Here is a 13,150-nt window from a genome sequence, read left to right on the forward strand (position 1 = left end):
TATGAAGAAGATTGTATTCTTAACAGGTACCAGAGCTGATTTTGGAAAATTAAAACCATTAATGGCTATTCTTCAAGATAGTTCGTCATTTATTCCTCACATATTTGTCACTGGGATGCATCTACAAAAGTTGTATGGCTATACCTTGATAGAAATTCAAAAATGCGGATTTAAAAATATATATGAATTTGAGAATCATGGTGATAATCTGTCTATGGATCGTACATTAGCTAAGACTGTAGAAGGGTTTTCTAAATATGTAAATGAATTAAAGCCAGACCTTATAGTGGTTCATGGTGATAGGGTAGAAGCCTTGGCTGGATCGATTGTTGGGTCTCTAAATAATATTCTGGTTGCTCATATAGAAGGTGGAGAAGTTTCGGGTACTATAGATGAGTTATTAAGGCATGCTACAAGCAAGATGAGTCACATTCATTTTGTATCTAATGATTTAGCTAAGAAAAGACTTCTTCAGATGGGAGAAATTCCTGAATCTGTATTTACCATTGGTTCTCCTGATATTGATGTCATGTTTTCCGATAAACTTCCTACGCTAGAAACGGCAAAAAGTTATTACGATGTAAATTTTGAAGATTATGCTATTGCCATGTTTCATCCTGTTACTACAGAGATAGATTCTCTAGAAGCGCAAATCACTAATTACGTAAATGCATTAAAGAAGAGCAATGATAATTATGTATTGATATATCCCAATAATGATTTAGGAAGCAATATTATTTTAATAGCATACGAAAGCATTAAGACTAACCCGAAGTTTAGGATTTTCCCATCGCTTCGATTTGAGTATTTCTTAGTGCTTTTAAAAAACTCAAAGTATATTATTGGCAACAGTAGCGCAGGTATAAGGGAAGCGCCATATTATGGTGTTTCTACTATAAATATTGGGACACGTCAGCGAAACAGAAGCCTAAATGAAAAAATAATTAATGTAAAGAGTGAGGAGAGTGTAATTCTTGATGCTATCGATAAGGTTCAACATCAAACTAATGAAGCCATTGGCAAATTCGGTGAAGGCAATAGTGCTGAGTTATTTTTAGAGTCTTTAGATACAGACGAATTATGGAATATTAACCATCAAAAGCAATTTGTTGACAAAAATTAAGCCTAAAATATTCATAGTCATTTCAGACGGTGTAAGCTTACGCAACTTTGTCTATTCAGATTTTTATCGCTTAGCGGATATAAAGGGTTACGAAATCCATTTTTTAAATACTACTGTATTTGAATTGAGTAAACTGGGTTTAAGTGAGATTAGGGTTAATACTAAAACACACCCAATAACTAACATCTTAAAAAATGTTAGAAAACATATAGAGCTTAGGCGTTTTACAGAACGTTATAATAATGGTATCTATTTAAAATACCTTTTTCCGCTCTCATTTAAGGGTATTAAAAATTTTGTAAAAAGTAGTATTACTACTGTTCTGGTAAAAATGCTTAATTCAGAGAAAGGCATCTTAAAAGTTCGTAGTTGGATTAAATTATTAGAATCCAATACGAAGACCTATAAGGAATTCTTGAAAATATTTAAAGACCATAAACCTGATTTAATTTATAATACAAGCCAAAGAGCTGTGTCTTCCATAGCTATAATACAATCAGCAAAACAACTTAAAATTCCTACTATAGGCTTTATTTACTCATGGGATAATCTTCCAAAAGCTACATTGGATGTAGAGACGGATTTTTATCATGTATGGAGTCAACATATGAAGGAAGAGTTGTTATGCTATCACCATTTTATAGATAAAGATGCCATCACAGTTACAGGTACACCTCAGTTTGAACCTCATTTTTACGGCGACAAGCTATTGTCAAAAGATGACTTTTATGCAAAATATAACCTGAAACCAGATGTCAATTATATTTGCTTTAGCGGAGATGATATAACAACTTCACCCAAAGATCCACTTTATTTAAGAGATGTTGCAGCTGCGGTAAAGGAGCTAAATAACGGAGGAAAAAATCTTGGAATTATCTTTAGACGTTGCCCTGTTGATTTGTCAGATAGATATGATAGTGTGATTAATGAATACCAAGATATTATTCATCCAATTGATCCGATTTGGAAACCATTAGGAAAAGTCTGGGATGCAATTTTACCAGCAGAAGATGATGCTCTACTATTAGCAAATATAGCAGAGCATTGCGCATTGGTAGTTAACCTTGGGTCTTCTATGGTTTTTGATTTTGTTGCACATCATAAACCATGTGCTTACTTTAATTATAACTATTTAAACCCTAAAAATATAGAGGAAGCTGGTGTGTTTGTATATGATTATATTCATTTTCAATCAATGCCAGAAAACCATGCTGTGTATTGGATTGATTCAAAAAAAGACTGTAAGAAGATAATCTTGAAGGCAATAGAAAGCCCACTTGACAGAGTTGAAGCTGCGGAAAGATGGTTTAAAAAAATTAATCATTATCCTTTTAATAAAGCCTCTGATAGAATTTGGGAAAACATTTCAAATCATTTGTAAGAAAGTACAGGAAGAAATATAAATATGCTCTTTAATACGTTTACTTTTTTTGTTTTCTTCGTTATTGTCTTTTTTGTCTATTGGTTTTTACTTAAGAAAAATAGAATTTACCAAAATATACTTTTGTTAATAGCCAGCTATATTTTTTACGGTTGGTGGGATTGGCGTTTTTTATCGCTAATAGTAATTAGCACAATAGTTGATTTTGCAATTGGAAAACTTATTTTTAGTACTACTGATAAAAAAAGACGAAAAGCACTTTTGATGGTAAGCCTATTGGTGAACCTTGGGTTTTTAGGCTTTTTTAAGTATTATAATTTTTTTATAGAAAATTGGATTCAGGCTTGGGAAACCCTTGGAGTTTCGATAAATCTGTCTTCTCTAAATATAATATTACCTGTTGGTATTTCATTTTATACGTTTCAAACACTTAGTTATACTATAGATATTTATCGCAAAAAGATTAAACCAACGAATAGTGTTTTAAGTTTTGCAACATTTGTAGCCTTTTTTCCTCAATTGGTAGCAGGTCCCATAGAAAGAGCACAGCACTTACTTCCTCAGTTTTTAAGCAAAAGAAAATTTTCTTATAAGCATGCGATGTCTGGCGTACATATTTTTATTTGGGGACTGTTTAAAAAAGTAGTTATTGCTGATACTTGTGCGACTTACGTTAATGTTATTTTTGAAAACTATGAGACAATGAGTTCGTTGTCATTAGTATTGGGGGCAGTTTATTTTGCATTTCAGATTTATGGTGATTTCTCAGGATATTCAGATATGGCAATTGGGCTAGCTAGAATGCTAGGTTTTGATCTTATGCAAAACTTTAGATATCCTTATTTTGCTAGAGATATTGCTGAGTTTTGGAGAAGGTGGCACATATCATTGACCACATGGTTTAGAGACTATCTTTATATACCTTTGGGAGGAAGTAGAACAACTAAAATGTTACAGATAAGGAATGTATTTATAATCTTTTTGGTGAGTGGGTTTTGGCATGGAGCAAATTGGACATTTATAGCTTGGGGATTTTTAAATGCACTCTATTTTCTGCCTTTGCTGTTATTGAAGAAAAACAGGATTAATAGAGACGACATAACAATGAATAGTTTTAAAAACTGGATTAATACAACGTTTAAAATATTTATAACATTTTCTATTACAAGTTTGGCTTGGGTTTTCTTTAGAGCAAACGACATTCAGCATGCTTTTGGTTATCTAAAAAGAATGCTGTCAGAATTGAGTTTAAATATTCAATTTCTAAGTATAGAACGTTATGCTATTGAATTGATAGGTATATTGGTATTGTTCGTGGTAATAGAATGGTTTCATAAAAAATCTGAACATCCGTTTGTTGGTAAATACTATATGGCTAAAATTACTTTCGTTTTATTTTTAATTATAACCTTAGGTGTGTTTTCTAGTCACGAAGACTTTATTTATTTTCAATTCTAAGTTATGAAGCAGTTTCTAAAAAAGGTTGGTTTTTATGGTCTGTTGGTGGTGATATTACTTTTTGTATTAGATATGATCTATACCCAAGTATATAAAAATTCTGCACCTAGAAATAAGGTTCAATATGCGCTATCATTGGAGAATGAGAATTTTGATTATATTTTTTTGGGAAGCTCTAGGGTAGAAAATACTATTGTTACTTCTGAAATTGAAAAAGCCACAGGTAAAAAGGCTATTAACTTAGGCAATCAACAAAGTAAATTAAATGATATTCTTTTATTCTTAAAAATTCTCGAATACAAAAAAGTAAAAGCAGATACGATTTTTATTCAGGTAGATTATAACTATAATATTTTAAAAAATTCAGATATAATTAAATCGCAAACGTTACCTTACATACGGTCTAACCCATTAATAAAAAGTTATTTAAAAGAATCTGATTCAACATTTTTAAAGAATTATTATCTTCCTTTTTACAGATACGCAACTAACGATTATAAAATAGGATTTAGAGAGATTTTTTCCTCAGCAATTGGAAAAAAAGTGAGTATGGATTTAAGTGATGGTTACTTACCTTTATACGGTAGAATGCAACCAGATAGGATAAGTACTTTACCAGATAAATTGATAGAGAACAACCCTGCTTTTGATGAGATAAAAAGTTTTTGTAGTACCAACAATATAAAGGTGTTGTTTTTCTGCGCTCCTTTTTGTGAAAATGTAAAAGGGGTTGAGTTAATTGAAGAATTAAAAATAAAAATTCCGGAGCTATATGATTTTTCGGATGTTATAACTGATGTAAAAAATTATCAAGATTGTAATCACTTAAATAATGCAGGCGCAATTGAGTTTACTAAGTTTTTAATCGATACTTTTAGACTATGACCATAGGTTTTATAACACCAGAATATCCACATATCAACTTAAAGCGTTCCGCTGGTTTGGGTTCAAGTATTAAAAACTTGTCTAAGGGGTTGGTTTCTAAAGGGGTAAAAGTGTATGTTTTTGCAGTGTTTCAAGACGAAAATAAAACTTTTAATGAAGACGGAATCACAATTATTTCAATTGCCAGAAAAGGTTATGGTTTCTTGGGATGGTATCTCGAACGAAAACACATAGAGCGTCAGATTAAATTGGCAATTAAATCCAATAATATAGATATACTTGAAGCGCCAGATTGGACAGGGATAACAGCTTTTATGAATTTTAAGATACCTGTTGTTATTAGACTTCATGGTTCGGATGCCTATTTTTGTAATTTGGAAAACCGAAAGCAAAAGCGGAAACATTTTCTTTTTGAAAGCAATGCTTTAAAAAGAGCCGACCATATTGTTTCGGTAAGTAATTTTGCAGCCCAATTGACCAAAGAAATCTTTAAGTTAAAACAAGATATTACAACCATTTATAATGGTGTTAATGTTTCAGAATTCAAACCAAATAACGATTTAACTGTTAGAGGTAGATTGTTGTATTTTGGAACCATAATTAGAAAAAAGGGAGTTTTGGAACTAGCTCAAATATTTAATCACTTGATTGAACAGAGACCTGAAGCTTCTCTTATTTTAATAGGTAAAGATGCAAAAGATGTATTTGAAAATACGTCTACCTTAAGTCTATTTAAAAGCTTATTAAGTTCTGAAGCTAAACCTAAGGTAGAACACATTCAAGAGGTTGCTTATACTGAGATACATAATTACATTGCTAGTGCCGAAGTTGTTGTATTACCTAGTTTTGCTGAGGCTTTTCCGATGACATGGTTAGAGGCACTTGCCATGGAGAAACCCTTGATTTCTTCTAACATAGGATGGGCGCATGAATTAATGGTGCATGATCACACAGGTTATACCATTAACCCAAATAACCATATTGAGTATGCGAATAGAATTCAAGAGCTATTAGAGGATAAAGAAAAAGCTAAAATGTTTGGCTTAAACGGAAGAAAGCATGTTACTAAAAATTTCTCAACGGAAATTGTTTTAAAAAAGAATATTGATTTTTATAATAAAGCTATTAAAACATAATAATTAGTGAATTTTAAAACCTACAGAACAACTAGTACAGGTGAAGAATTGATGTTTAGAGGGAATCCTAGCACTAAACTTTTAGACGAGTTAGCTGAAGGTGCTGGTGACGTTTGGCATAGTTCCTTAGATCAAGGTTTTAAGAACTGCTTGCCAGAATTGGTTTATCAAACAGCTGTGTATTGGTGGTTTTTAAACGATTTTGAAGATTGCGATAGTTGCGTTAATTGGCGAATTAATATTAATGCTTTTGTTATTAGAAAATCCGTTTGGGACGAGGTAAAAGAAATTAGTGAAGATTATGAAGGCCCTTTAGTAGGAGGATTGGATTTTGGATTTAATCTCCTAAGAAATAATGGCGGAATTCCACTTTATATTAAGGGTTTGTTTCAAGAAGAAAACAGTAATGTAAAAATTTCAATTTATGATCGTTATTTGTTTTTTCTCAGAAATTTTAAGAAAAAACATAGTTATTATATGTTGCTAAGGAAGGGGCTTTTAAATTTCCCAAAAGAATTTGCGGCATTCAAACGAGCTTCTAAACATAAATTAGAAAAATCCAGTTATATAGTACAGCCAAAAGTTTTGCAGCCAATAAAAGGTAAACCTACAATTAGTTTGGTAATACCAACAATGAAACGTCAGGCGTATACAGAGCTGCTTTTGCAAGACCATAATGCACAATCATATCTTATCAAAGAAGCAATTATAGTTGACGCCACACCACCTGAAGAACGAGACGACAAGTATTATAAACAAGAAAACTTTAAATTTAATGTTAAGGTAAAATGGCAAACTAGTAAGGGCAGTTGTAGAGCACGAAACGAAGCCATAGATATGTGTACTGGCGACTATATTATCTTCGCTGATGATGATGTAAGAGTTCTGCCAGATTTTGTTGAAAACCATATTAGATTATTGCAAACTTATAATGCAGAGGCTTGTAATGGATTGGATATCATGGCTGAGCATGTAAATCAAGATTTAGATGATTTAAAACGAAGGTTGAATGATCTTGGCAACAACCGTTGGAAAGTTGGTGTTTCGCATATGTTTAGTAATGCAAATTCTTGTGTAAAAAAATCATTGGTTGATGCGCTTGTAGGCAATGACATTAATTTTGATGGTGGCTATGGAGAAGACTCTGATTTTGGTTTTAGAATTTTAAAAATGGGAAAAACCCTTCTTCACAATCCTTACTCACCAAACCTCCACTTAAAGCCTCCGGTTGGCGGTTATCGTTTTTGGGGAAATCAAGCTAAAATCTTAGGAAAAAAGAGAAAATCACAACCATGGGAGCTTGGTGAACCTGTTCGTTTTATTAGACCAGTACCAAGCCCAACAATGACTTATAAATACATTAAGCATTATAAAAAGAAACAACTTAAAGAATGGAGATATCGTTATTTCTTTATGTATTTATTCGGAAATAAGAAAAGTACTTTTATCTTAAGATTGTTTAATTGGCCACTTAAAAAACTACAGTTTAAAAAATCAATGTACTACGCTAAAAGGTTAATGTATAGAGGACCCAAATACAACTAATACAATTGGAAAAATTTACCCTAATCATATGTACTTATATGAGACCAACAGCTTTGCTAAAGTTGTTGAGGTCGGTAAAAGAGCAATCACTTTATCCTAACGAAATTATTATTGTTGATGGCTCTACAAATACCGAAACCAAGGATGTTATTGAATCTAACAGCTTTAATAACTTAGTTTATTATCGAGTTAAAGAAGAGGATAGGGGACTTACTAAACAAAGAAACTTTGGTATTAACAAGTTGGCTGCTGATAGCAGTATAGTATGTTTTTTGGATGATGATATTGTATTGACCAAAAACTACTTTAAAGAGTTGATAAACACGTATAAAGTAAAGCCTGAAGCCATAGCTGTTGGTGGCTATATTACAAATGAAATTAAATGGGTTGAGTATAGGGGTGAATCTTGTCCAAAAGGAAAATATTGCATAGATGGATATCAGCGCAATGAACCCCTAAAATTTAAAGTACGCAAGATTTTAGGCTTACTGCCAGATACGCTACCAGGTATGATTTGTTCATCTTCTCATGGTAGATCGGTTAGTTTTCTTCCGCCAAATGGAAGAATTTATGAAGTAGAACAGTTTATGGGTGGCGTTTCATCTTATAAAACTGAAGTGTTTAATAAAGTAGGTTTTTCCGAATATTTTGAGGGATATGGCTTGTATGAAGATCTAGATTTTTGCATTCGCTTGTTGCCATTAGGAAAACTCTATGTAAATACAGCTGCCCAGCTTGAACATTACCATGAAGCTTCCGGGCGACCAAATCAATTTAAATATGGCAAAATGGTAGTAAAAAACGGATGGTATGTATGGCGTTTAAAGAACAAAAGACCTTCATTTAAAACGAAGATTAAATGGTATTCAGTATCATTATTACAGATAACTCTTAGGTTTATGAATGTTTTTAACACTTCGAAAAGAATAGAGGCTTTATCTGATGCGTTTGGTAGAATTTATGCTATCATTGGGTTAATGATAAACAAACCCAAGTTGCCCAATAAGAGACTTTAATATAGTGAATGGAATAATTTAAATTTGAAAAGATAAAATGCCTAAGTGCTTAACAATAGTTGCAGAAATTTTTAAAATAATGGGTAAGCTATGCGGTTAACCATATTTACATCCGTTGAACACGTTCATAAAAACAATCAATATTATGGATACGGCCCTTACATAAGGGAAATGAATATCTGGATAAAGTATGTAGATGAGGTTATCATAGTTGCTCCTAAAAGTAAGAATGGAGAAATTCTTCCCATGGATTTACACTATGAACATCCAAAACTAAAATTTGTTGAAATCCCGAGTTTCAATTTAACGACATTTACTAATGTAATTAGGACGTTCTTTGTAGCACCAATTATATTATTTAGGATGATAAGGGTTTTGAAAAAAGTAGGCCACGTACACCTTCGTTGCCCTAGCAATATAGGTTTACTGGGATGTATTGCCCAAATATTCTTTCCAAAGCTTAAAAAATCCACAAAATTTGCAGGCAACTGGGATCCTAAAAGTGAACAACCATTAAGTTATAGAATACAAAAAAAACTACTCGCTAATACATTTCTTACTAAAAATATAAAGGTCTTAGTTTATGGTGAGTGGCCAAATCAAACTAAAAATATTGTACCTTTTATCTCTGCTTCGTACTATGAAAATGAAATAGTAGAGATAGAAAAGCGTGATTACAATGGAGTATTAAATTTCGTTTTTGTTGGGAGTATAGTAGTTGGTAAGAGACCCATATTAACAATTAAAATCATTGAGGAATTGAATAAACGAGGAGTGTCTTCCACACTAGAGCTGTTTGGTGAGGGAGCGATGTTCAATGAGACTAAAGCCTACATTGAAGATAATAAACTCAACCAAATAGTTTTTTTAAGAGGTAATCAAGATAAAGAAACCGTAAAAGAGTCCCTTAAGACAGCTCATTTTAACATATTGCCATCTAAAAGCGAGGGTTGGCCAAAGGCAGTAGCTGAAGGTATGTTTTTTGGGGCCATACCAGTAGCAACAAAGATATCTTGCTTAGACTGGATGTTAGACTATGGTAATAGAGGAATTTTGATTGAACCAAATATAGCAGAAGCCGCAAATAGTATTTGTGATGCACTAGAGAATTCAAATTTACAGGATATGGCAAAGAGGGCAAAAAAATGGTCACAACAATACACGCTTGATACATTAGAAGAAGCAATTAGGAACACAATAACTAATTAATGCACGTCATACAAATTATAGATTCTTTAAATTCAGGAGGTGCTGAGCGCGTTGCAGTAAATATTGCTAATCAATTAGTCGGCAAAACAGAAAAATCTTTTCTGTGTACCACAAGAGAAGAAGGAGCGTTAAAAGAAGAACTTAGCGAAGATGTTACTTATTTTTTTTTAAATAGAACTAAGACTTTAGATATTAGTGCAATAAGGAATTTAAGAGATTATATTAAGATTAATGAAATAGATATAATCCATGCTCATGCATCGTCTTATTTTATCAGTACAATCATTAAAATACTACTACCAAAAGTAAAACTAATTTGGCATGATCATCTCGGAAATAGAAGTGAGGTTAAATCTAAAACATCATTTGTATTAAAGGCAAGTTCATATTTTTTTAATGGTGTAATAGCAGTAAATAAAAACTTAGCAGAATGGGCAAATAATAATTTAAAAGCAGATAAAATAGAATATATACCCAATTTCACTGTTAAGAGTAAAGTAAAAGGTTATACAACACTAAAAGGTGTTGATGATAAACGGATATTATACTTGGCCAACTTAAGACACCCAAAAAATCATTTATTTTTATTTAAAGTTTTTTCAGAAATTGTGAATGAGTTTTCAGATTGGACTTTGCATCTGGTAGGAAAGGATTACAATGATAATTATTCTAAAAAAATTAAATCCTTTATTGATTCTAAAAACTTAGAGTCACATATATTTTTGTTAGACCAAAGAAAGGATGTGTCTCATATCATTGATCAATGTAGTATAGGTGTTATTACATCTACTTATGAGGGTTTGCCTATGGCTCTGCTAGAATATGGATTAGGTAATTTAGCTGTAGTTTCAACAGATGTAGGTCAATGTAAGGAGGTAATTTCAGATTATGGTATTGTAGTGGATCCTCAATCTCATAGTGTACTTAAAGAAGCTTTGATAGCACTTATGTCTAATGAAAAGTTGAGAACTGAAAAAGGTAGTGCCTTTAATGAACACATAAATCAAAATTATGGAGCTGAAAAGATTTTGAAAAGTTTAATGGAAATATATTCTAATATTTAATGATTTTGAGTTCTGAAAGTAAATATTTACAATTAATAATACTGCATATTATCATTGGGCTTTTAGTATTTTATTTTAGACCATTGGCTAAACTATACTTCTTTACTGTTGTTATTTATTTTCTATTTAGGATTATAGTTTCACCACCACCAATGAAAACTTTTGAAGTGTTAAAGGCCTGTGCCTATGTTGTTGGAGTAGAAGTATTATTTAGGATGACAGATGGTGGAGTTTTTTACGAAGCATCAAAGTATTTGGTAATTCTGTTTATACTTTTTGGCATGTTTTACAAAGGTATTTCTGGTAAAGGGTACCCATATTTTATATACCTTATTTTATTGGTTCCAGGTGTTATAGTGGCTAGTAATAGTATAGGTTTAGATGCTAACTTTAGAACAAATGTAGCATTTGTACTAAGTGGGCCTGTCTGTTTGGGTGTGTCAGCGCTTTACTGTTTCGATAAAAAAATATCAAAGAAGCAGATATTGGACATAATTAAGGTTTTTTCGTTTCCAATTATAGCAATGACAGTTTATGTTTATTTATACACTCCAAAGTTAGAAGATGTTTTACGCGGCACAGAGTCAAACTATGCAACATCTGGTGGTTTTGGTCCAAATCAAACGTCCACTATTTTAGGCTTAGGTATGTTTTGTTTGGTGGTTAGATTTTTTCTAAAATCGCCTACTATGTTACTAAAAATAGTCAATGCTTCTATCTTCATGTTTATGTCATATAGAGCTATTATTACTTTTAGCAGAGGAGGTGTTTTTGCAGCTATAATTATTATAGCTTTATTTTTGTTTACACTTTATAAAAAATCTTCTTTAAATCAGAAAAACCAAATAATTACTACGGCTATATTATTGGGTTTTATTGCTATCGGTACTTGGTTGTATAGTGCGCAACAAACAGATGGACTTATAGAAAACAGATACACTAATAAAGATGCCTTGGGTAGAGAAAAAGAAGATGTGTCAACAGGAAGAGTAGATTTGTTTGTGTCTGAGTTAGATGGATTTATAAATCATCCTTTTTTAGGAGTTGGAGCAAGTGGTATGAAGGAGTTTCGAATTGAAACAAGTGGGAAAGGAGTGGTTTCTCATAACGAGATTAGCAGAGTACTCTCTGAGCATGGCCTCTTTGGTGTTGTCATTATATTGATTTTAGTTATTAAACCTTTAGGGTTTCGTTCTAGAAATAAAAGAAACATATTTTTTTATGCTTTCTTAGGCTTTTGGTTTGCTACCATTAACCACTCGGCAATGCGTATTGCAGCACCAAGTTTTATATATGCCCTTGCACTTTTAAACATTAGATATGAAAAACGTCCTATACATAGGAAACGCGTTATCGAGCAAAGGTAAGACCACTACATCCGTTGAAAGTTTGGGAGCTAAATTAGGTGAGTTGCACACCCTAAAGATAGCGTCGAATAAATCAAATAAAATCTTGCGTCTATTGGACATGATCAAAGTGGTCATTTACAATAGATCTTGGGCAGATTATATATTAATAGATACCTACAGTACAACTAACTTTTACTATGCTTTAATAGTTAGTCAATTGGCTAGATGGTTTAATATCAAATATATACCAATATTACATGGAGGAAACCTAGAAAACCGTTTAAAAAACAGTAAGAAAATAAGTGATGTTATTTTTAACAATGCTTACAGGTTAGTATCACCTTCAAATTTTTTAAAGAACGTTTTTGAGGATTATGGATTTAATAATGTCCTGTATATTCCAAATGCAATTGAATTAGAAAACTTTGAATTTCAGAATAGAGACATAAAAACCATAAAATTACTATGGTTAAGATCATTTTCAGAAATATATAATCCCAAACTCGCTGTTTTAGTTTTAGAAGAATTAATAAGTAGAGGATATCAGGCAGAACTTACTATGGTTGGTCCAGAAATAGATGGATCTATGGAAGCGTCAAGAATTTTATCAGAAACTAAAAATCTAAATGTTAATTTTACTGGCAAGCTTGATAGGAAGCAGTGGACTAACCTGGCCAAAGACTGCAATGTTTTTATTAACACTACAAATTTCGATAACATGCCAGTGAGCGTCATTGAAGCAATGGCTTTAGGGTTACCTGTTGTTTCCACAAATGTTGGTGGATTACCGTATTTAATTGCTCATAAAAAAGAAGGGTTATTGGTGCCTCCAAATGATGCTTATGCTATGTCTGAAGCAGTCATAAAATTAATGAAAGATAAAAACTTAAAGGAAAACATAGTCAACAATGCCCGAAAAAAGGTTGAACAATACAACTGGGAAGTTATTAAACCGAAATGGATACGCCTTTTATCGTGATTTGT

General features: G+C 32.1%; 11 protein-coding genes. All 11 read left to right on the forward strand.

Annotated elements, in window-relative coordinates:
- Position 1: 1 nt before the first annotated feature.
- The 11 genes from neuC (at position 2) to F1003_RS10745 (ending at position 13,145) form a co-directional block, all read left to right on the forward strand.
- Positions 2 to 1,123: a UDP-N-acetylglucosamine 2-epimerase gene (gene neuC / locus F1003_RS10695; RefSeq protein WP_155089414.1), complete on the forward strand. Its 1,122-nt coding sequence runs from the start codon at positions 2 to 4 to the stop codon at positions 1,121 to 1,123.
- Complete coding sequence (locus F1003_RS10700; protein ID WP_155089415.1) at positions 1,110 to 2,504, forward strand: UDP-glycosyltransferase; 1,395 nt, start codon at positions 1,110 to 1,112, stop codon at positions 2,502 to 2,504. The genes neuC and F1003_RS10700 overlap by 14 nt, the downstream gene beginning before the upstream one ends.
- A 123-nt stretch (positions 2,505 to 2,627) precedes the next feature.
- On the forward strand, positions 2,628 to 3,962 hold the full coding sequence (locus F1003_RS10705) for an MBOAT family O-acyltransferase (protein WP_306461428.1): 1,335 nt from the start codon (positions 2,628 to 2,630) through the stop codon (positions 3,960 to 3,962).
- A gap of 3 nt (positions 3,963 to 3,965) precedes the next feature.
- Complete coding sequence (locus tag F1003_RS10710) at positions 3,966 to 4,847, forward strand: hypothetical protein (RefSeq protein ID WP_155089417.1); 882 nt, start codon at positions 3,966 to 3,968, stop codon at positions 4,845 to 4,847.
- Entirely contained in the window at positions 4,844 to 5,983 is a 1,140-nt protein-coding gene (locus F1003_RS10715; protein WP_155089418.1) for a glycosyltransferase family 4 protein, read from the forward strand. The genes F1003_RS10710 and F1003_RS10715 overlap by 4 nt, the downstream gene beginning before the upstream one ends.
- 6 nt (positions 5,984 to 5,989) lie before the next feature.
- Positions 5,990 to 7,528 carry a glycosyltransferase family 2 protein gene (locus F1003_RS10720; RefSeq protein WP_368732363.1) on the forward strand — a complete coding sequence of 513 codons (1,539 nt, stop codon included), beginning with the start codon at positions 5,990 to 5,992 and terminating at the stop codon, positions 7,526 to 7,528.
- A 5-nt stretch (positions 7,529 to 7,533) separates the two neighbouring features.
- Positions 7,534 to 8,544 carry a glycosyltransferase family 2 protein gene (locus tag F1003_RS10725; RefSeq protein ID WP_262884633.1) on the forward strand — a complete coding sequence of 337 codons (1,011 nt, stop codon included), beginning with the start codon at positions 7,534 to 7,536 and terminating at the stop codon, positions 8,542 to 8,544.
- 90 nt (positions 8,545 to 8,634) lie between these two features.
- A complete protein-coding gene (locus F1003_RS10730; RefSeq protein WP_155089420.1) occupies positions 8,635 to 9,753 on the forward strand; it encodes a glycosyltransferase in 1,119 nt (372 codons plus the stop codon).
- Entirely contained in the window at positions 9,753 to 10,817 is a 1,065-nt protein-coding gene (locus F1003_RS10735; protein WP_155089421.1) for a glycosyltransferase, read from the forward strand. Before F1003_RS10730 ends, F1003_RS10735 begins: the two co-directional genes overlap by 1 nt.
- A gap of 83 nt (positions 10,818 to 10,900) precedes the next feature.
- A complete protein-coding gene (locus tag F1003_RS10740; RefSeq protein ID WP_235898315.1) occupies positions 10,901 to 12,184 on the forward strand; it encodes an O-antigen ligase family protein in 1,284 nt (427 codons plus the stop codon).
- Positions 12,138 to 13,145 (forward strand): glycosyltransferase family 4 protein, encoded by a 1,008-nt coding sequence (locus tag F1003_RS10745; protein ID WP_155089423.1) that lies wholly within the window; start codon positions 12,138 to 12,140, stop codon positions 13,143 to 13,145. Before F1003_RS10740 ends, F1003_RS10745 begins: the two co-directional genes overlap by 47 nt.
- Positions 13,146 to 13,150 lie beyond the last annotated feature (5 nt).

This window comes from Winogradskyella ouciana, assembly GCF_009709615.1.
Taxonomy (GTDB): Bacteria; Bacteroidota; Bacteroidia; order Flavobacteriales; family Flavobacteriaceae; genus Winogradskyella; species Winogradskyella ouciana.

Coding starts and splice junctions, on each gene's coding strand:
- F1003_RS10735 (WP_155089421.1), top strand. CDS start 9,753: ATGCACGTCATACAAATTATAGATTCTTTAAATTCAGGAGGTGCTGAG.
- F1003_RS10710 (WP_155089417.1), top strand. CDS start 3,966: ATGAAGCAGTTTCTAAAAAAGGTTGGTTTTTATGGTCTGTTGGTGGTG.
- neuC (WP_155089414.1), top strand. CDS start 2: ATGAAGAAGATTGTATTCTTAACAGGTACCAGAGCTGATTTTGGAAAA.
- F1003_RS10715 (WP_155089418.1), top strand. CDS start 4,844: ATGACCATAGGTTTTATAACACCAGAATATCCACATATCAACTTAAAG.
- F1003_RS10745 (WP_155089423.1), top strand. CDS start 12,138: ATGAAAAACGTCCTATACATAGGAAACGCGTTATCGAGCAAAGGTAAG.
- F1003_RS10730 (WP_155089420.1), top strand. CDS start 8,635: ATGCGGTTAACCATATTTACATCCGTTGAACACGTTCATAAAAACAAT.